Annotated in this window: 17 protein-coding genes and 1 tRNA gene; 10 read left to right on the forward strand and 8 right to left on the reverse strand. The window is 72.5% G+C overall.

The genetic code is table 11. The features are described from left to right. Positions 1-59: 59 nt before the first annotated feature. The gene (locus AC5WRL_RS16230) at positions 60-2345 is read left to right on the forward strand and encodes a transglycosylase domain-containing protein (RefSeq protein WP_496089241.1); all 2286 of its coding nucleotides are present in this window, start codon (positions 60-62) and stop codon (positions 2343-2345) included. A gap of 69 nt (positions 2346-2414) precedes the next feature. Here AC5WRL_RS16230 and AC5WRL_RS16235 read toward each other — a convergent pair whose 3' ends face one another. Further along, positions 2415-2882: a GatB/YqeY domain-containing protein gene (locus tag AC5WRL_RS16235; RefSeq protein WP_496089242.1), complete on the reverse strand. Its 468-nt coding sequence runs from the start codon at positions 2880-2882 to the stop codon at positions 2415-2417. Between the two features lie 57 nt (positions 2883-2939). Here AC5WRL_RS16235 and AC5WRL_RS16240 point away from each other — a divergent pair, with 57 nt between their 5' ends. The 4 genes from AC5WRL_RS16240 (at position 2940) to AC5WRL_RS16255 (ending at position 6481) form a co-directional block, all read left to right on the forward strand. After that, on the forward strand, positions 2940-3869 hold the full coding sequence (locus AC5WRL_RS16240) for a metallophosphoesterase (RefSeq protein WP_496089243.1): 930 nt from the start codon (positions 2940-2942) through the stop codon (positions 3867-3869). A 62-nt stretch (positions 3870-3931) separates the two neighbouring features. Beyond that, positions 3932-4005, forward strand: a tRNA-Pro gene (locus tag AC5WRL_RS16245). 225 nt (positions 4006-4230) lie between these two features. Further along, on the forward strand, positions 4231-5565 hold the full coding sequence (locus AC5WRL_RS16250; protein ID WP_496089244.1) for an SMI1/KNR4 family protein: 1335 nt from the start codon (positions 4231-4233) through the stop codon (positions 5563-5565). Positions 5566-5659: 94 nt separating this feature from the next. Then, positions 5660-6481 (forward strand): lipase family protein, encoded by an 822-nt coding sequence (locus AC5WRL_RS16255; RefSeq protein WP_496089245.1) that lies wholly within the window; start codon positions 5660-5662, stop codon positions 6479-6481. A gap of 381 nt (positions 6482-6862) precedes the next feature. Here the strand turns inward: AC5WRL_RS16255 and AC5WRL_RS16260 are convergent, their stop codons facing one another. Next, on the reverse strand, positions 6863-7066 hold the full coding sequence (locus tag AC5WRL_RS16260; RefSeq protein ID WP_496089246.1) for a hypothetical protein: 204 nt from the start codon (positions 7064-7066) through the stop codon (positions 6863-6865). A 33-nt stretch (positions 7067-7099) separates the two neighbouring features. On the opposite strand from AC5WRL_RS16260, the gene AC5WRL_RS16265 reads away from it, so the two are divergent. Both AC5WRL_RS16265 and AC5WRL_RS16270 read left to right on the forward strand, forming a co-directional pair. Next, the gene (locus AC5WRL_RS16265; RefSeq protein ID WP_496089247.1) at positions 7100-7939 is read left to right on the forward strand and encodes an NUDIX hydrolase; all 840 of its coding nucleotides are present in this window, start codon (positions 7100-7102) and stop codon (positions 7937-7939) included. Then, complete coding sequence (locus AC5WRL_RS16270) at positions 7936-8802, forward strand: MBL fold metallo-hydrolase (RefSeq protein WP_496089248.1); 867 nt, start codon at positions 7936-7938, stop codon at positions 8800-8802. Before AC5WRL_RS16265 ends, AC5WRL_RS16270 begins: the two co-directional genes overlap by 4 nt. Before the next feature lie 100 nt (positions 8803-8902). Here the strand turns inward: AC5WRL_RS16270 and AC5WRL_RS16275 are convergent, their stop codons facing one another. Next, complete coding sequence (locus AC5WRL_RS16275; protein WP_030735429.1) at positions 8903-9577, reverse strand: Crp/Fnr family transcriptional regulator; 675 nt, start codon at positions 9575-9577, stop codon at positions 8903-8905. Between the two features lie 255 nt (positions 9578-9832). Here AC5WRL_RS16275 and nth point away from each other — a divergent pair, with 255 nt between their 5' ends. The 3 genes from nth to AC5WRL_RS16290 all read left to right on the forward strand — a co-directional run bounded on the left by nth (position 9833) and on the right by AC5WRL_RS16290 (position 13004). Next, positions 9833-10714, forward strand: coding sequence for an endonuclease III (nth, locus tag AC5WRL_RS16280; protein WP_496089249.1), 882 nt, complete (start codon positions 9833-9835; stop codon positions 10712-10714). Between the two features lie 363 nt (positions 10715-11077). Continuing rightward, positions 11078-11776 (forward strand): NUDIX hydrolase, encoded by a 699-nt coding sequence (locus tag AC5WRL_RS16285; RefSeq protein WP_496089250.1) that lies wholly within the window; start codon positions 11078-11080, stop codon positions 11774-11776. Between the two features lie 28 nt (positions 11777-11804). Beyond that, positions 11805-13004 (forward strand): MarP family serine protease, encoded by a 1200-nt coding sequence (locus AC5WRL_RS16290; RefSeq protein ID WP_496089251.1) that lies wholly within the window; start codon positions 11805-11807, stop codon positions 13002-13004. A 25-nt stretch (positions 13005-13029) separates the two neighbouring features. Here AC5WRL_RS16290 and AC5WRL_RS16295 read toward each other — a convergent pair whose 3' ends face one another. The 5 genes from AC5WRL_RS16295 to AC5WRL_RS16315 form a co-directional block, all read right to left on the reverse strand. Then, the gene (locus AC5WRL_RS16295) at positions 13030-13233 is read right to left on the reverse strand and encodes a hypothetical protein (RefSeq protein WP_496089252.1); all 204 of its coding nucleotides are present in this window, start codon (positions 13231-13233) and stop codon (positions 13030-13032) included. 101 nt (positions 13234-13334) lie between these two features. Next, positions 13335-14273 carry an alpha/beta fold hydrolase gene (locus AC5WRL_RS16300; RefSeq protein WP_496089253.1) on the reverse strand — a complete coding sequence of 313 codons (939 nt, stop codon included), beginning with the start codon at positions 14271-14273 and terminating at the stop codon, positions 13335-13337. Further along, positions 14270-14710, reverse strand: a complete 441-nt coding sequence (locus tag AC5WRL_RS16305; RefSeq protein WP_496089254.1) for a phage holin family protein — start codon at positions 14708-14710, stop codon at positions 14270-14272. Before AC5WRL_RS16305 ends, AC5WRL_RS16300 begins: the two co-directional genes overlap by 4 nt. A gap of 240 nt (positions 14711-14950) precedes the next feature. Then, a complete protein-coding gene (gene acs, locus AC5WRL_RS16310) occupies positions 14951-16924 on the reverse strand; it encodes an acetate--CoA ligase (protein ID WP_496089255.1) in 1974 nt (657 codons plus the stop codon). Positions 16925-17275: 351 nt separating this feature from the next. Next, positions 17276-19642, reverse strand: a complete 2367-nt coding sequence (locus AC5WRL_RS16315) for a SulP family inorganic anion transporter (RefSeq protein WP_496089256.1) — start codon at positions 19640-19642, stop codon at positions 17276-17278. Positions 19643-19693: the final 51 nt, after the last annotated feature.

Here is a 19693-nt window from a genome sequence, read left to right on the forward strand (position 1 = left end):
GGGCAGCCTAACGAACACCCGGCCCGCTGTCCGGCGTTTGACCGCTTACGCTTGCTCCCATGGGTAGAAAGCGCCCGGGAGGCGGGCTGAGCACGACTCAGCAGATGGCCAAGTTCCTCGGGGTCAGCGTGCTGTCCGGGGCCGTGCTGGCGGGGCTGGCGCTGCCGGCCGTCGGCGCCCTGGGGCTGGCCGCCAAGGGGACGGTGCAGACCTTCGACGAGATCCCGAGCGAGCTCACGCGGCCACCGCTGAGCCAGAGCACGATGATCCTCGACGTCGAGGGCAACAAGATCGCGGAGGTGTACTCCCGTTACCGCACGGTGATCGAGGCGGACGAGATGGGTCCGTACGTCCGCCGGGCACTGGTGGCGATCGAGGACGCGCGCTTCTACGAGCACGGCGCGATCGACCCCAAGGGCCTGCTGCGGGCACTGAACCGCAACGTCACCTCCGGCGGCGTCCAGGAGGGCGCCTCGACGCTCACCCAGCAGTACGTGAAGAACGTCTTCGTGGAGCAGGCGGGCGACGACGCGGAGGCGGTGGCGGAGGCCACCACGCAGAGCGGCGCGGAGGGCATGGGCCGCAAGATCCGCGAGATGAAGTACGCGATCCAGCTGGAGCAGGAGCTCACCAAGGACGAAATCCTTACCAACTACCTCAATATCACCTATTTCGGACAGCAGGCGTACGGGGTGGAGGCCGCCTCGCAGCGGTACTTCTCCAAGCCGGCCGCCGAGCTCGAACTGCACGAGGCGGCGCTGCTGGCCGGCCTCGTCCAGTCCCCGAGCGCGTACGACCCCGTCAACTCCCCGGACAAGGCGCTCAACCGGCGCAACACCGTGCTGGAGAAGATGGTCGAGTCCAAGGACATCACCCGGGCCGAGGCGGACGAGGCCAAGGAGATGGACCTCGGCCTGAACGTCTCCCGCCCCCAGAACGGCTGCATCACCGCCGTCCACGACGCCGGCTTCTTCTGCGACTACGTGCGCAAGGAGATCCTCAACAACCCCGTCTTCGGCGAGACCGAGGAGGAGCGCAGCGAGCTGTGGCGGCTCGGCGGCCTGCGGGTGCGCACCACCCTGGACCCCAAGGCCCAGGCCGCGGCGGCCCAGGCGGCGAAGGACGGCGCGTACGAGGACGACCAGGTGACGGCGGCCGTCGTCCAGGTCCAGCCCGGCACCGGGCACATCCTGTCGATGGCCCAGTCCCGCCCGTACGGCCTGGACATCTCGGCCAACGAGACCACGCTCAACCTGAACGTCTCCAGCTCCATGGGCGGTACCACGTACGGCTTCCAGCCCGGCTCGACCTTCAAGCCGATCACGGCGGCGGTGGCCCTGGAAGCCGGGATCAGCCCGGCCGAGACGTACACCTCGGAGCGGAAGATCACGCTGCCGATGAGTGACTTCCGCAACTGCGAGAACAACCCGCTGGGCTCCGCCGAGGAGCGCGAGTGGTCGGTGCAGAACGAGCGGGAGGACATGAAGGGCACCTGGGACATGACCGATGCCCTCGCCCAGTCCGTGAACACCTACTTCGCCGACCTGGAGCGCCGGATCGGGGTGTGCGAGACCGTCACCATGGCCGGGAAGATGGGCGTCATGGGCGGCAACGACCAGCCGCTGCCCGCCAGCCCGTCCGCCACGCTGGGCGGTCTGGAGACGACCCCGCTGATGATGGCCAACGCGTACGCGACGTTCGCCAACCGTGGCACCTACTGCGAGCCGGTGGCCATCCTGGAGGTGACCGACAGCAACGGCAACGCGCTGGACGTCCCGGACGGCAACTGCACCCAGGTGATGTCGGAGCACACCGCCGACACGGTCAACATGATGCTGCGCGGCGTGGTCGAGGACGGCACCGGCCGCACCGCCGGCCTGACCGACCGGGAGAACGCCGGCAAGACCGGTACCTCGGACAACCGCAAGAACGTGTGGTTCGTCGGCTACACCCCGGAGATCGCCACGGCGGTACGGGTCGGCGGCGACGCGGAGCTGATCCCCATGGAGCGCATCACCATCGCCGGCACCTTCTGGGAGAAGGCGGGCGGCGGCAGCGTGGCCGGCCCGATCTGGCGGCAGGCGATGACCGGGGCGCTGGCGGACGTACCGGCCTCGCAGTTCAACGAGGTGGACGTGCCGCGCGCGCAGGACCAGCGGAACAACAACGACAACGATCGCGACAACGACCGCAACCGGGACCGCGACCGCGACCGGGACCGCGACCGGGACAACGGAAACAACGGTGGCGGCAACGGCAGCGGCAACGGGAACGGCAACGGCAACGGCGGGATCGACCTGGGCGACTGGGGCGACTTCGACTGGGGCGGCGGCTGGGGCCGCTGACCGCTGAGCGGGTCACGGCGAACGGCGGGGCGGTGGTCGACGTACGACCACCGCCCCGCCGCCGTCAGGTCAGCCCGCGGTCAGCGCCTGCTTCACCAGGGCGGCCACCCGGCCGCCCTCCGCCCGGCCTGCCACCTTCGGCGACACGATCTTCATCACGGCCCCCATCGCCCGCGGCCCCTCGGCGCCGCCCGCCTTCGCCTGCGCGACCGCGTCCGTCACGATCGCCGTCAGCTCCGCGTCGCTCAGCTGCTGCGGCAGATACTCCGCGAGCACCTCGCCCTCGGCCCGCTCCTTCGCCGCCGACTCGGCCCGGCCGCCCTTCTCGAACGCCTCGGCCGCCTCGCGCCGCTTCTTCGCCTCCCGCGTGATCACCTTCTGCACCTCGTCGTCGGACAGCTCACGGGCCGTCTTGCCCGCGACCTCCTCGGTGGTGATCGCGGCCAGCGTCATCCGCAGCGTGCCGGAGCGCAGCTCGTCGCGCGCCTTGATCGCCGTGGTCAGGTCGTCGTGGAGCCGGGACTTCAACGTGGTCATGCCGTTATTGTGTCAGGCGGTACGGAGCCCCACCCCGGGCTGCCTACGATGGGACGCATGCGCGCCCGCTACGCCGCCCCGCTCGGCATCGCCGCCCTGGGGGCCGCCACCCTCGCCTACGCCGCCGGCTACGAGGTGCGGTCCTTCCGACTGCGCCGGGTCACCGTGCCGGTCCTCCCGCCGGGCATGCGCCCGCTGCGGATCCTCCAGGTCTCCGACATCCACATGGTCGGCGGCCAGCGCAAGAAGCAGCGCTGGCTCCAGTCCCTGGCCGCTCTCCGCCCCGACCTGGTGATCAACACCGGCGACAACCTCTCCGACCCGGAGGGCGTCCCGGAGACCCTCGACGCGCTCGGCCCGCTCATGGAGTACCCGGGCGCGTACGTCTTCGGCTCCAACGACTACTACGCGCCCAAGCTGCGCAACCCGGGCCGCTACCTGGTGGAGCGGGTCCAGGGCCGGCACGGCCTCAACGGCAACGCGCCGGCCGTGGGCGTACCGCGCAACCCGTGGTGGGAGCTGCGCGACGCGTTCGACGAGGCGGGCTGGGTGAACCTCACCAACACCCGCGGCCGGGTCAAGACGGCGGGCGCCGAGATCGCGCTGACCGGCCTGGACGATCCGCACATCAAGCGGGACCGGTACGGCGAGGTGGCGGGCGGCCCGGAGCCCGGCGCCGACCTGTCGCTGGCGGTGGTGCACGCCCCGTACCTGCGGGTCCTGGACGCCTTCACCGCCGACCGCTACCCCCTCATCCTGGCCGGCCACACCCACGGCGGGCAGCTGTGCGTCCCCTTCTACGGGGCGCTGGTGACCAACTGCGACATCGACCCGGGCCGGGTGAAGGGGCTGTCCACCCACGAGTCGGCGGGCGAACGCTCCTACCTCCACGTCTCGGCGGGCTGCGGCACCAACCGCTACACCCCGGTCCGCTTCGCCTGCCCCCCGGAGGCCAGCCTCCTCACCCTGACCCCGCGCGACAGCTGAGCCCCCGCCGAAACCGGATTTCGCGTAAGCCCCCCGGCCGGGTAGAGTAAGCCTCGCTGCACCGGGGTGTGGCGCAGCTTGGCAGCGCGCTTCGTTCGGGACGAAGAGGCCGTGGGTTCAAATCCCGCCACCCCGACAGACCAGGGGCCCGATCCAGATCATGGATCGGGCCCCTGAGCTTTGCCCGGCCGTCGGCTGCCGGCCGCTGAGCCGGGCGACACCTCGGCCGCGTCCCTCCCGCCGGCGCTGTCCGAACTGGCCGGACCCGGCGAGCTTCCGGCCGGCTCCCCGGTGCTGTTCCTCGCCTGCGACGGGGGATGTCCTGGGCCGGACGGGTCGTGCCAGGCGTGATAATCGGCTCGTGTCATCGATCTTTGAGTTTGCGACCTGGGAACCGCTGCTGCGGCTCATGCGCGACAACAACGCGCAGCGCCTTGCCGCCCCCGGCGGTTGGGTGACCGGGTGGATCAGCCCGGCCGCGTGGAGCCTGCCGCTGCGGCGCCCCGCGCCCCGGCCGGGGCGGGCCGCCCAGGTCGAGGACGTCCAGGCCGAGTTCGACGCGGTGCAGCGGATGCGGGACGTCCTGAAGGAGTCCGGGGTCGACAGCGTCTCCTTCGTGGCGGAGATCTCCCCGGCCGGCCGGGCCACGCTCCGGCTGATCGACGGCCCGGACCCGGGCTCGCTGTTGCTGGTGGAGGGGGCGGTTCCCGCGCCCTGGCGCCGGCTTCCCGAACCGGCGGCGGCGGGGGCGCGGCCGGCCCCGTCCGCCGATGCGGTGGCACTGGAGCGGACGCTGCGCGAGCGGCTGCCCGACGCCATGGGCGCCACCGAGGCGGAGATCGCCGCCACCGAGGCCCGGCTGGGCGTCCCCCTGCCCGAAGAACTCAAGGCGCTCTACCGGGTGACCCGTTACGTGACAGGGGAACGCGTCTGCTCGGCGGTCGGCTGCGAACTCCTCCCGCTGGAGGAGCTGTACGTCGCCGACGCCGCGTCCCGGCCCTGCCCGTGGCGGTTCGGCGCGCTGGAGGCGGTCGACACCCCGCCCGGTGCCGCCGTACAGGGGCTGGCCGGCTCGCCCGGCTGGATCGTGTTCGGCGACAACGGCGGCGGCGACCGGCTCGCCGTCGATCTGACCCCGGGGCCGGGCGGGCACCTGGGGCAGATCATCATGATCGGCCACGAGGACAACGTCGGCGCCGAGTTGATCGCCGACTCCCTCACCGACCTGGTGCTGGACCGGCGCCGCGACGAGCAGCCGGCCGGCGCCGGCGCCGAGGACCGGCCGCCGCCGGTCGCCTGGGTCAACCACGCCTCGCTGCACAGCGTCGAGGCCGCCGCGCACCCCGGTCTTGAGGTGCTGAGCCTCGGCGTGTGGGAGGGCGAGCCGTTCAGCCTGGCGGCCGTTACGGGGCTGCCCCGGCTGCGTACCCTCAGCGCCTACCCCGGCACGCTCGCGGACCCGCTGGAGATCACCGGGCTGACCGGTCTTGAGTTCCTGGAACTCGCCCCGCCGGAATGGCGGTTGCTGCTGGACGCCGGAGCCGTCCCACCCACTCTGTCGGCCGCGGCCATCATCACCCACGGCGATCAGCACCCGCTGCCGGTGGTGGCCCTCGCCAACGAACTCCTCACCCTGTGGGAGCGCCCGCTGATCGGAGTGAGCCTCATCGAGGGCCATCTCGCCGCCACGCCCTGACCGTTCGGGTGAGTCCGCAGCGCGGCGCCGGACCGTGCGGCGGGGGAGGCGGTACGACGGTCGGGTTCCGTTGACCGCGCAGAGGAGACCACCGGTGCCCGTACCCACCACGATCGATCACGACGCCCACGCGTACAGCCTGCCGCTCGCCTACGGGCTGGCCCGGGCCGCCGAGTTGGCGTACAAGGACCAGCCCACCATCGGCGAACAGGCCCAGGGCTGGGGGTTCGACCGGCTGCGGCACCACGAGACCCGGTTCACGCCACCGTTCCCCCTCCAGGACACCCAGGCGTACACCATGGGCAGCGACAAGATGATCATCACGGCGTTCCGGGGTACGGAGCCGGCCCAGATCAAGGACTGGCTGACCGACGCCACCACCCCGCCGTGGCCGGGGCCCGGTGGCACCGGCTATGTGCACTACGGATTCGCGCAGGCGCTGGATTCCGTCTTTCCCGAGGTGCGGGACACTCTCGGGGAGTTCCGGGACAACGGGCAGACCGTGTGGTTCACCGGGCACAGCCTCGGCGGCGCGCTCGCCATGCTGGCGGGGGCCCGGCTGCGGCTGGAGGAACCGCGGCTGCTGGCCGACGGCGTCTACACGTACGGCCAGCCCCGTACCTGCGACCGGTTGCTGGCGGCGGCCTGCGATCAGGACTTCGGGCAGCGGATGTTCCGCTTCGTCAACAACAACGACGTGGTGCCGCAACTGCCGCCGGAGCCGGCGTACACGCACGCGGAGACCCTGCGGTACATCGACTCCGCCGGCCGGGTGCGGGAGAACATGTCGCTGCTCGGTGGACTCGGCGACCGGGCCAAGGGCCTGACGGCCGACGCGCTGGCCCCGGCGAGCGACGCCCTGCGGGACCACCCGGTGCGGCGCTACATCGAGGCGCTGGAGAAGAACCTCGACTGAAGGCCCGCCGGACCGGCCGGCTCAGCCGATCCGGGCCGGAGCACCCAGCGCCACCTGTCATCCAGGCCATCAGTGCCGCCAGCACCCCGGCCGCCGCGAGCGCCGTGCCGTAGGTTGTACGGTCACGTGGCAGATCACCACGATCACCAGCCCGGCGATGATCAGCAGGGCCGCCGGGTGCGCCACGCCGTAACGCCCGGGTTTCCCACCCGAAAGGGAACACCACCGATGGCGGCCGGTGCGCAGGGTCAGCCGCGGAATGGCCCGGGTCAACGACTGCTCGATCCGTACTTCTCGCGGCATGTCCACGGAAGTTCAGCCTGCGCACCCGGTCCCGGACCCGTCAGGGTGGGTGCGCGGACCGCTCGGGTGCCAGGTTGTTCAGGTCAGCCGTGAACGGTGCTTCACCGTCGCCTTCTGCGTCTTGCCGTGGGTTTTCGCCGCCACCGCGCGGGCCTGGTGTTCGGCCTCCCTGACCCGTTCCCGGGTGAGCGGATGCTTTCCGTGACCGAGTGCTTCCCGTTCGTGCTGCGCCCGGTGCTTCGACATGGCCACCGTCTCCTCGTTCGTGTCCCCTTTGTCCATCCTCTCTCCATCGGGCCCGGATAGCATCCCCGCATGGGAAACGGCCAGTGGTTCCCCGCCGAGTGGGCCGGGCGGGTACGGGAGTTCGTCCGTGGCGGGATCACGCCCGCCGTGCCCAGGCGGGCCGCCACCGTGCTGCTGACGCGCGAAGGGCCCGGCGGACCGCAGGTCTTCATGCTGCGCCGCCGGCAGTCGATGGGCTTCGCGGCCGGGGTGTACGCCTACCCCGGCGGCGGTGTCGATCCGCGCGACGGCGCCGCCGACGCGGTGGCCTGGGCCGGGCCAGGGCGCGAGGAGTGGGCCGCGCGGCTCGGGGTGGATCCGGACGGCGCGCAGGCCATCGTGTGCGCCGCCGTCCGTGAGACCTTCGAGGAGTCCGGCGTCCTGCTCGCCGGCCCCGACGGCGACCCCGGCACCGTGGTCAGCGACACCACAGGGCCCACCTGGGAGGCCGACCGCGCCGCCCTCGCCGCCCGCGAGCTGTCCCTCGCCGGCCTCCTCGCCCGCCACTCCCTCGCGCTGCGCAGCGACCTGCTGACCGCCCGCGCCCGCTGGATCACCCCCGAGTTCGAGCCGCGCCGCTACGACACCTGGTTCTTCAGCGCCGCGCTGCCGCCCGGCCAGCGCACCCGCAACGCCTCCACCGAGGCGGACCGCACCGTCTGGCTGACCCCCGCCGACGCCCTCGCCGGCTACGCGCGCGGCGAGCTGATCATGATGCCGCCGACCGTCGCCACCCTCCGGCAACTGGCCGACGGCGCCGCACCGCCGCCCGCCGTCGACCCCGTACTCGTACAGGTGCGGACCGAAGGCGAACATCTCGTCCTCAGCTGGCCGGGACACGACGAATTCGAGAAGCGGGTGGAGAGATGAGCGACGCGTCCGCGCTGCCCGGCGCGCCCCGGATCGGCTCACCGGCGGGACCGGCCACCGAGCGCGCCACCTGCGTGCTCGCGCCCAACCCCTCCGTGATGACGCTGGACGGCACCAACACCTGGATCCTCGCCGAACCCGGCTCCGACCAGGCCATCGTCCTCGATCCCGGCCCCGACGACGAGACCCATCTGCGCGCGGTCGCCGACGCCGTCGAGCAGGCCGGCCGCCGGGTCGCGTACACCCTGCTCAGCCACGGCCACCTGGACCACTGCGGCGGCGCCGCCCGGTTCGCCGAGCTGACCGGCGGCGCCCCGGTCCGCGCCCTCGACCCCCGGCTGCGGCTCGGCGACGAGGGGCTCACGGCCGGCGACGTCCTCACCGCAGGCGGCCTGGAACTGCGAGTGATCGGCACCCCAGGCCACACCGCCGACTCGCTGTCCTTCCTGCTGCCCGCCGACGACGCGCTGCTCACCGGCGACACCGTGCTCGGGCGCGGCACCACGATCATCGCCCACCCGGACGGCCGGCTCGGCGACTACCTCGACTCGCTGCGCGCGCTGCGCCGGCTCACCGAGGAGGAGGCGGTCCGTACGGTGCTGCCCGGCCACGGCCCGGTGCTGCGCGACGCGCGGGGCGTCATCGACTACTACCTGGTGCACCGCGCCAAGCGGCTCGCCGAGGTCGAGAGCGCCGTCGAGGACGGCTACCGCACCGCCCCCGAGATCGTGGCGCACGTCTACGCGGACGTGGACCGCGCGGTGTGGCCGGCCGCCGAACTGTCGGTCCTCGCCCAGCTCGACTATCTCCGCGAGCACGGACTCATTCCGGACTCGGAAGGCCAGGGCCTGTCTGATCGATAGCGCGTACGGTGCCGGCGATCCGGCCGCCTCCTCCCGGCGGCGGGCACCAAGAAGCACACCGGCCGCCCCGGGAGGGCGTGCCGATGTGCTTGTACGGCTTTCAGCGTGAGCGGCGGGCCAGCCGCTCGATGTCCAGCAGGATCACCGCACGGGCCTCAAGGCGCAGCCAGCCGCGGGCCGCGAAGTCGGCCAGCGCCTTGTTGACGGTCTCCCGGGAGGCGCCCACCAACTGGGCCAGCTCCTCCTGGGTGAGGTCGTGCACCACGTGGATGCCCTCGTCCGACTGCACGCCGAAGCGCCGCGACAGATCGAGCAGCGCCTTGGCGACCCGGCCGGGGACGTCCGAGAAGACGAGGTCGGACATGTTGTCGTTGGTACGGCGCAGCCGGCGGGCCACCGCGCGCAGCAGCGCCGCCGCGACCTCGGGCCGGACGTTCAGCCAGGGCTGGAGATCGCCGTGGCCCAGGCCCAGCAGCCGTACCTCGGTCAGCGCGGTGGCGGTGGCGGTGCGCGGGCCCGGGTCGAACAGGGACAGCTCGCCGATCAGCTCACCGGCGCCCAGCACGGCCAGCATGTTCTCCCGGCCGTCGGGCGAGGTGCGGTGCAGCTTGACCTTGCCCTCGGTGACGACATACAGGCGGTCGCCCGGGTCGCCCTCATGGAAGAGGGTCTCACCCCGGGCCAGGGTGATCTCGGTCATGGAGCCGCGCAGCTCAGCGGCCTGCTCGTCATCGAGCGCCGCGAAGAGCGGGGCGCGCCGCAGAACGTCGTCCACGAGTTCTCTCTCCTTGTCGGCCAGGCCGTGACGGGTCATGCACCCCTCATCATGCCGGACACCACAGCAGTGCTATCAGTCACAAGTTTGACTTACCGGGAAAGCCCGGACAGCGCCAGGGGCTGATTCGGGTGACGTATGAGGCGAGCGCCCCACGATTGTCGGCGCCGCCGTTTACGCTGGCCGGGTGGCCAACGGCCCTGTGAACGTACGGGGCTGGGCCACCCGGAGAGACCAGGAAGAGAGGCCGGGAGGGTGAACGCGACCGGGAATTCCGCTGATGGCGAACGCGGTGCGGCCGGGCCGGCGAAACCGGCACGAAAGCCCGCACGCGGTGGCCGGACGGGCGGCGGGGCGGCGGCCAAGCCGGAGAGCCGTACGGCGATGGTGCGCCGGGCTCGCAAGATCAACCGGGAGCTGGCCGAGGTCTACTACTACGCCCACCCCGAGCTGGACTTCGAGAACCCCTATCAGCTGCTGGTGGCCACGGTGCTGTCCGCACAGACCACCGACCTGCGGGTGAACCAGACCACCCCCCGGCTGTTCGCCGCCTACCCCACCCCGGCCGCGATGGCGGACGCCGATCCGGCCGCAGTGGAGGAGCTGATCCGCCCCACCGGCTTCTTCCGCAACAAGACCAAGTCGCTCATAGGGCTGTCGACGGCGCTCCGCGACCGCTTCGACGGCGAGGTGCCGGGCCGGCTGGAGGACCTGGTCTCGCTGCCCGGGGTCGGCCGCAAGACCGCCCATGTGGTGCTCGGCAATGCCTTCGGCCGGCCGGGGATAACGGTGGACACCCACTTCCAGCGGCTGGTGCGGCGCTGGAAGTGGACCGAGCAGACCGACCCCGACAAGATCGAGGCCGAGGTCGGGGCGATCTTCCCCAAGAAGGAGTGGACGATGCTCTCGCACCGCGTCATCTTCCACGGCCGCCGGATCTGCCACAGCCGCAAGCCGGCCTGCGGCGCTTGCCCCATCGCCCACCTGTGTCCCTCCTACGGGGAGGGCGAGACCGACCCCGAGAAGGCGAGGAAGCTGCTGAAGTACGAGATGGGCGGCTACCCCGGCCAGCGGCTCAACCCCCCGCCCGACTACCCGGGCAAACCCGCCCCGGCCACCGGCACCCCACCCGGCTGACGCCGGCCGGGCCGGGGCCGGGCACGGTACGGCGGGCACCGCCGGGCATCCCTCCCGGCCGGCACCGGTCCGGGCGAGGGCGCCACGCCGGCACCACCGGGTATCCCTCCTGGCTGACGCCGGGCACGGTACAGCCGGCACTGCCGGGCACCTCGCCCGGTTGACGCCGGTCCGGCCCGGTGCGGTCCGGTCACCGCGCCGGCGGCGGGCACCGTACTGTCGGCACCACCGAGTACCGCACTATCGCCCCGGCACCACACCACCGGTGCTCAGCACCCGGGCCGCGTCCGCCGGGCGGCACCCGCCCTGCCCCGCACCGCGCCCCCCGTATCGCCGTTGCCACCCAGCGAAAGGGAACACCGTATGACCCCCCGTGACGCCCGCCGCGCCGAGTCGTCGACGGTGCGGGTGAGCGCCGAGGGGCTGCCCTCCTGGCTGGAGCCACTGGCCGACGCCGCCACGACCGTACGGGCCGGGCAGCTCAGCCGCTGGCTGCCGCCCCCGCACGGCGGCCGGCCCTCCGCCGTCCTGGTGCTGTTCGGGGCCGGCCCGCAGGGCCCGGAACTGCTCCTGCTGGAGCGGGCCAGCTCCTTGCGCGCGCACGCCGGCCAGCCGTCCTTCCCGGGTGGCGCGCTCGATCCGCAGGACGGCGACCCGGCGGGGGACGGCCCGCTGCGCGCAGCGCTGCGCGAGGCCGAGGAGGAGACCGGCCTCGACCCCGCCGGGGTACGGATCTTCGCCGTGCTGCCCCGGCTGTACATCCCGGTCTCCGACTTCACCGTCACCCCCGTCCTGGGCTGGTGGCACCGGCCCACCCCGGTGACGCCGATGGACCCGGGCGAGACCGCCCGGGTGTTCACGGTGCCCGTCGCCGAGCTGGCCGACCCCGCCCGGCGTGGCAGCGCGATTCACCCCAGCGGCTACCGGGGCCCCTGCTTCCAGGTCGGCGAGACCCTGGTGTGGGGGTTCACCGCCGGGGTGATCGACAGGATCCTGCACTTCGCGGGCTGGGAGCGCCCGTGGGACGCCGATCGGGAGATACCTCTCGCACCCGGGGCATGAACTCCCCATACATGAGAGCGTGTCGGGCATGAATATGCTCGACGTGCTGCTGCTGTTGGCCGCCGTGTGGTTCGCGGTCGTGGGCTACCGGCAGGGTTTCGTCGTGGGGATGCTCTCCGTCGCAGGCTTCCTCGGCGGCGGGCTCATCGCCCTCTACACCCTCCCCGTGGTCTGGAACCGGCTCAGCGACGGCGCCGAACCCGGGCCGGTGGGTGTCATCGTGGCGGTCGTCATCGTCATCGTGTGCGCCTGCTCGGGGCAGGCCCTCACCACCCACCTGGGCAACCGGCTGCGCGGGCACATCACTTGGTCCCCGGCCCGGGCGCTGGACGCCACCGGCGGCGCGCTGATCAACGTCATGGCCATGCTGCTGGTCGCCTGGCTGATCGGCACCGCGCTGGCCACCACCACCCTGCCCACGGTGGGACACGAGGTGCGCAGTTCCCGGGTGCTGCGCGGTGTCACGCAGGTGATGCCGATCGACGCCCGCAGCTGGATGAATGACTTTTCGGCCATTCTCGCCCAGCACGGTCTTCCGCAGGTCTTCGACCCCTTCACCAAGGAGCCGATGACCCGGGTCGCGCCGCCCGATCCGGCGCTGGCCGGCAGCCCGGTGATCGAGCGGGCGGCCGGCTCCATCGTGCGGGTCTCGGGCACCGCGTCCGGTTGCGGCAAGGTGCTGGAGGGCAGCGGCTTCGTCTTTGCCGAGGACAAGGTGATGACCAACGCGCATGTGGTGGGCGGGGTCACCGAGCCCACCGTGCAGATCAGGGGCGAGGGCAGGCTGTACGACGGCCGGGTCGTGCTCTACGACTGGGAGTCCGACATCGCGGTCCTGGATGTGCCAGGACTGGACGCGCCGCCGCTGGAGTTCAGCGAACGGTCCGCGCTGACCGGCGACGACGCCATCGTGGCCGGCTTCCCGGAGAGCGGTCCGTTCGACGTCCGCCCGGCCCGGGTGCGTGAGCGCTTCACCGCCAACGGCCCCGACATCTACCGCCGGGGCACGGTCAACCGCGATGTCTACTCGCTGTACTCGATGGTCAGGCAGGGCAACTCGGGCGGTCCGCTGCTCACCCCGGAGGGGGAGGTGTACGGGGTGGTGTTCGCCAAGTCCCTGGACGATCCCAGCACCGGGTACGCGCTCACCCTGGACGAGATCCAGGACACCATCGAGCGCGGCGCCACCGCCACGGCTCCCGTGGACAGCCAGAACTGCGCGATGTGAGTGCGGGGGGTGCGCGGGGGAGGGGTCAGCCGCGTGGATGGCGCAGACGCGCGCCGACCCAGCGGGCACGGCGGCGCAGGATATGCGGGAAGCCGATGTGCGGATCCGGGTAGCCACCGCCTCCCGGGTACCGCCGCACGGCGCTCACCGGCGCCTGGGCGGCGGCTCCCTTGCCGCTGCGATCACGTGCCACGTCACGGTAGTCGTGCGTTTCGTGCGTCCAGCCCATACTGACCTCCCTGCCCGGGCCCCAAGGTCAGTAACCTCCCGGCGGGCGGCGAATTGGACTATGCGCCGGGCATAACTGACAGGGCCCGGTCAGCGGCCCGGTCAGCGGCGATCGGGCTCGGGGTCCTTGAGCCAGTCGATGAGTTCGGTGCTGAACGCCACCGGATCCTCCTCGTGCGGGAAATGCCCGAGCCCGTCGAAGAGCCGCCAGCGGTACGGGGCCTCCACGTACTCCCCGGACCCCGCCGAACTGCGGGTGCGCAGCACCGGATCGAGCGAGCCGTGCAGATGGAGCGTGGGCACCTGCACCGGCCGCTTCATCCGCCGGTTGAACTGGATGCCGTCCGGGCGGGCGATGGACCGCACCATCCAGCGGTAGGGCTCTATGGCGCAGTGCGCCGTGGACGGGATGGTCATCGCCCGGCGGTACACCTCGACCGTCTCCGGCTCGGGGCGGCGCGGCCCCGACCACTCGTTGAGCATCCGGCCGACCGCCGCCGCGTCGTCCGCGACCAGCTGCCGCTCCGGCATCCAGGGCCGCTGGAAGCTCCACACCGAGCCGCTGGCCAGGGTCTGCTTCGGGTCGCGCAGCAGCGCCGAGCGCCAGTTGCGCGGATGCGGCATGGAGGCGACGGCGAGCCGCCGTACCAGCTTGGGCCGCATCACGGCCGCCGTCCACGCCAGATAGCCGCCCAGGTCGTGGCCGACCAGCGCGGCGTCCGGCTCCCCGAGGGAGCGGATCACGCCGGTGACATCGAGGGCGAGATTCGCCGGGTCGTAGCCGCGCGGGGTGCGGTCGGAGCCGCCGACGCCGCGCAGATCCATCGCGACCGCCCGGTAGCCGGCGTCGGCCAGCGCGGTGAGCTGATGCCGCCACGTCCACCAGAACTGCGGAAAGCCGTGCAGCAGCAGCACCAGCGGCCCGTCGCCCTGCTCGGCGATGTGGAACCGGGCGCCGTTGGCCGCCACATGACGGTGTGTCCACGGCCCGTCCCGCAGGACGACGGCCGAGCGGGCCTCGGAGTGTCCCACGGAACTCATACGGGCGTGCCGGCCTTGCCGTTGGCGGCGGCGCGCGGGTGCGGCCGTACCCCGGAGAGCACGGACGCCGACTCCTTCGCGGAGCGGATGGAACGCTCGGGCGGGCTGATCCGCTTGAACTTGACGACCGCCACCAGGCCGAAGATCCCGGCGATCACCAGGAAGAAGCCCGCCGTGATCAGGAACGCGATGGCGGAGGGCAGATCCCACCAGGCGCGCAGCCAGAACGCCAGCGCGATGGCGAGCAGCGGCAGCGCCAGCACGGCCAGTACGGCGGCGACCGCGCCCACCATGCCGCCCAGTTTGGCGCGCTGGATGTCCTGCCGGACCTCGGCCTTGGCCAGCGCGATCTCGTCGTGCACCAGTTCGTGCAGATCGGCGGCGGCCGAGGCGACCAGCTCTCCCAGACTGCGGCCCTCGTCGGCGGCGTCGCTCATCGCGTTCCCTCTTCCCTCTCCAGGAGGCTGTTGCCGTTGCTGCGTGTGACAGTAGTGGGCGCGGTGGCCGGGCGCCGCCCGAGCCGCCGTTTGACGCCCCGCCATAGCCCTGGGGAGTGATCGCGACCGCTCGTGCCCCACTCGTTCGGCCCCCTGCATGGTATGCGGGACGGGCCGTCACACACGCGCGAGGGCGCCCGGCGGGTCGCCGGACGCCCTCGACGGAGGTGCGGGGGGTGGCTACTCCTCGCGGGCCGCGCCGGGGAGCTTGGCCTGGATCAGATCCATCACGGTGGAGTCGGTCAGCGTGGTCATGTCGCCCAGCTCGCGGTTCTCGGCGACATCGCGCAGCAGCCGGCGCATGATCTTCCCGGACCTGGTCTTGGGCAGCTCGTCCACCGGCAGGATGCGCTGCGGCTTGGCGATCGGCCCCAGCTCCTTGGCGACGTGCTTGCGCAGCTCCTCCACCAGCGCGCCGTCCTCGTCCGCGGCGGCCGGCCCGCCGCGCAGGATGACGAACGCGCAGATCGCCTGCGTGGTGGTCGGGTCGGTGGCACCCACCACGGCCGCCTCCGCGATCCGGGGGTGGGAGACCAGCGCGGACTCGACCTCGGTGGTGGAGATGTTGTGGCCGGACACCAGCATCACGTCATCGACCCGGCCCAGCAGCCAGATGTCGCCGTCGTCGTCCTTCTTGGCGCCGTCCCCGGCGAAGTAGCGGCCCGGGAACCGCGACCAGTAGGTGTCCAGATAGCGCTGGTCGTCGCCCCAGATCGTGCGCAGCATCGACGGCCACGGCTCGGTGAGCGCCAGATAGCCGCCGGAACCGTTGGGCACCTCGTGGCCCTCGTCGTCCAGCACGGTGGCCTTGATACCGGGCAGCGGCACCTGCGCGGAGCCCGGCTTGGCGACGGTCACCCCGGGCAGCGGGCTGATCATGATGCCGCCGGTCTCGGTCTGCCACCAGGTGTCCACCACGGGGGTACGGTCGCCGCCGATGTGCTTGCGGTACCAGATCCACGCCTCGGGGTTGATCGGCTCACCGACCGAGCCCAGGATCCGCAGGCTGCTCAGATCGAACTGGGCGGGGATGTCGTCGCCCCACTTCATGCAGGTGCGGATGGCGGTGGGCGCCGTGTAGAGGAGGGTGACGCCGTACTTCTGCACGATCTCCCACCACCGGCCGTTGTGCGGGGTGTTGGGGGTGCCCTCGTACAACACCTCGGTGGCGCCGTTGGCCAGCGGCCCGTACACGATGTACGAGTGCCCGGTGACCCAGCCGACGTCGGCGGTGCACCAGTAGACGTCGGTCTCCGGCTTGAGGTCGAAGACCGCGTGGTGGGTGTAGGCGACCTGGGTGAGATAGCCGCCGGTGGTGTGCAGGATGCCCTTGGGCTTCCCGGTGGTGCCGGAGGTGTAGAGGATGAACAGCGGGTGCTCGGCGTCGAACGCCTGCGGGGTGTGCTCGGTGGGCTGACGGCCGGTCACCTCGTGCCACCACAGGTCGCGGCCCTCGTGCCAGGGGATGTCCTGCCCGGTGCGCCGCACCACCAGGACGTTACGCACCCGGTCGGCGACGCCGGGGCGGGTCAGGGCCTCGTCCACGGCGGGCTTGAGCGCGGAGGGCGCGCCGCGCCGGTAGCCGCCGTCGGAGGTGATGACGACCTTGGCGTCGGCGTCCTCGATGCGGGTGGCCAGCGCGTCGGCGGAGAACGCCCCGAACACCACCGAGTGCGGGGCGCCGATCCGGGCGCAGGCCAGCATGGCGACGACGGTCTCGGGGATCATTGGCATGTAGATGGCGACCCGGTCGCCCGCCTCGACGCCCAGCTCGGTGAGCGCGTGGGCCGCCTGGGAGACCTCGCGCAGCAGGTCGGCGTAGGTGAGGGACCGTGAGTCGCCGGGCTCGCCCTCGAAGTGGATGGCGACGCGGTCGCCGTTGCCTGCCTCGACATGCCGGTCCACGCAGTTGTACGCGACATTGAGCCTGCCGTCCGCGAACCACTTGGCGAACGGCGGATTGGACCAGTCGAGCACCTCGGTGGGCTCGGTCTCCCAGCTCAGCCGCCGGGCCTGCGCGGCCCAGAATCCCAGCCGGTCCTCGGTGGCGGCTGCGTACGCGTCGGCGGTGACATTGGCGTCGGCGGCCACCTCGGCGGGGGGAGCGAACCTCCGCTCCTCCGTCATGAGATTGGCCAGGCTCTCGTTACCCACAGTCCAGCTCCCTTGCGGCGTGGTCCCACTGCTGTGTCCCAGGGCACACCCCATCAGCACCGCGTCCCTTTGACAAGGGAATGCCCCCCGAGTGCGGCGAACGGTCCCTTCCGAACGCCCAACGGTCCCCACCCACCCCCATCCCCAGGCCCAACGCCCGCCCGGCGCCGGTCGGCACCGGGGCGGACCCGCCGTCCGGCCCTTGGCCGGTGACACCGTGCGGCCCGCCTGCCCGCCTGCCCGCCTGCCCGCCTGCCCGCCTGCCCGCCTGCCCGCACGGCGGGCGGCGGGCGCCGCCGTCGGCCGGGCGGCTGAGTGGTGCTCCCGCCCGGCCGACGGGACGTCGGGCCGTCAGGCCGTCAGGACGTCGGGCCGTACCGGGGTGAAGGTCGCCGGGCCGCCCTCCCATCCGCCGCCTTCGTGCTCCAGCACATACGCCTGGGCCTCCCCGACATGGAAGTACATGCCGCGCAACGCCAGTGAGCCCTCGGCCAGCCGCTGTGCCACGCACTCATGGCGGGCCAGATGCTCCAACTGCTGCACCACATTGGCCAGGCACAGCGTCTCCAGCTCGTCGGCCGCCGGCCGCCCCGCCAGCATCGGGCGGGCGCCGTCCGGCGCGGTGAGCCGTGCCACGCTCGGCCGGCCGTGCCGCAGCCATCTGCTGAGCGAGTGGGCCCCGGGCACCGGGTGCCCGCCGTCCACCGTGGCCTGCAACGCCTGCATGGCCCCGCAGCCCGAGTGCCCGCACACGGTGATGGTCGGCACCCGCAGCACCGTCACCGCGTACTCGATGGCCGCCGCCACCGAGTCGTCCGAACCCGCCGCTCCCTCCGCCCCCGGTAGTGGCACCAGATTGCCCACATTGCGGACCGTGAACAGATCCCCGGGGCCGCTGGAGGTGATCATCGAGGTGACCAGCCGTGAGTCGGCGCAGGTGACGAACAGTTGTCCCGGCTGCTGCCCCTCGGCGGCGAGCCTGGCCAGCTCCTGGCGCACCAGCGGCGCCGTGTGCCGCTGGAAGTTGCGCACCCCGCCCAGCAGCCGGTCGTCATCGCGCCGCCCGCCCGGCTCCCCGCCCTCCAGGGCCGGGGTGGCCGTGCACTGATGGTTGCGCCACGGCGTCCAGGGCCGGCAGCGGTGCGCGGACACCGGCTCGGCCACCACCTGCCCGGAGCGGCCGGTGATCTCCACCCACGCCCCGTGTGCGATGTGCGCGGTGCGCCAGTCGTGCAGCGTCTCGTAGGCGGCGTGGTCCATGAAGGAGCCGTCCAGCTCCACCGCCGCCGGGGCGTTCTCGGGGATCTGGGCCAGCGCCCGGCTCAGCCGGGGCACCGCCAGGAACGTCAACTGCCCGCGCACCCGTACCAGGTGACTGCCGTCGGGCCGCCGCTCGTGGCTGATCCGGGTCTGGGTGAGCCGGTGCAGCGCGATCGCCACCGCCATCGCGATCCCGATCGCCACCCCTTCCAGCACCCCGAACGCCGCCACTCCGAGGGCGGTGCCCGCGTAGACGACCACCTCCCGGTGCCGGGTGACGGTGCGGATGTGGGTGATGCTCACCATCTGGATGCCGACCACCATCACCAGCGCGGCGAGCGTGGCCAGCGGAATCCGCTCCAGGAGCGCGACCAGCAGCCCGGCGGACAGCAGTACCCAGCAGCCGTGCAGTATCGAGGACCAGCGGGTGACCGCCCCGGCCGCCACATTGGCGGCGCTGCGCACCGCTACCCCGGTGACCGGAAGCCCGCCCAGCGCTCCGGAGAGCAGATTGGCCGCGCCCTGTCCGCGCAGCTCCCGGTCCAGGTCGGCCTTGGGCACCCGGGGCCCGCCCCGCCGGTGCCGTGCGGCGGCCAGTTTGTCCACGGCGACGGCCGACAGCAGGGACTCCACGCTGGCCACCAGCGTGACGGTGAGCACCGCGGCGATCAGCCCCAGCACCGGCCCCTCGGGCAGCTGCGGCAGCGCGTGGCTGCTCCAGGACGGCAGATCGACCATGGGCACCTCGGCGGCGGTGGCCCAGGTCAGCAGGGTGGCCAGGGTGACGGCGGCCAGCGCGCCCGGCAGTGCCTTGCGCACCCGGCCGCCGGCCCGCCCCGGCAGCCGTGGCCACAGCAGCAGGACGGCCACGGTGAGCGCGCCGATCAGCAGTGACGTGGTGTGCGGCTGCGCCAACTGGCCGGGGAGCTGGGCGAGGTTGGCCATCGCCTGGCTCTCCGGGCTGCCGCCCAGGACGATGTGGAGCTGGGCGAGCGCGATGGTGATGCCGATGCCGGCGAGCATGCCGTGCACGATGGCGGGGCTGACCACCAGCGCGGCTCTGGCCACGCGCAGTGCGGACAGGGCGAGTTGGGCGAGCCCGGCCAGTGCGGTGATGGCGCAGGTGACGCGCCAGCCGTACTGGATGATCAGCTCGGCGGTGATGACGGTGAGGCCGGCCGCGGGCCCGGTCACCTGGAGCGGGGCGCCGCCGAGCCAGCCGGCGACGATGCCGCCGATGGCCGCCGCCACCAGGCCCGCCTGGAGCGGGGCACCGGTGGCGAGCGCGATGCCCAGGGAGAGTGGCAGGGCGATCAGGAAGACCGAGATCGAGGCCGGCAGATCGGCGCGGAGCACGGGGCGGCGCTGTCCGCCGGGCGGGATGGCCGCGGGGGAAGAGGAATCGGGGGATGAGGTGGGTGGAGTGGGTGGGGTGGGCGCGGGGGCGCAGGCGGACATTTCCGTCTCCGTCCAGGTCCAGGATCAGATCCGAGAGCGGTGCTACCGCCA

The organism is Streptomyces sp. NTD107, from assembly GCF_059510435.1.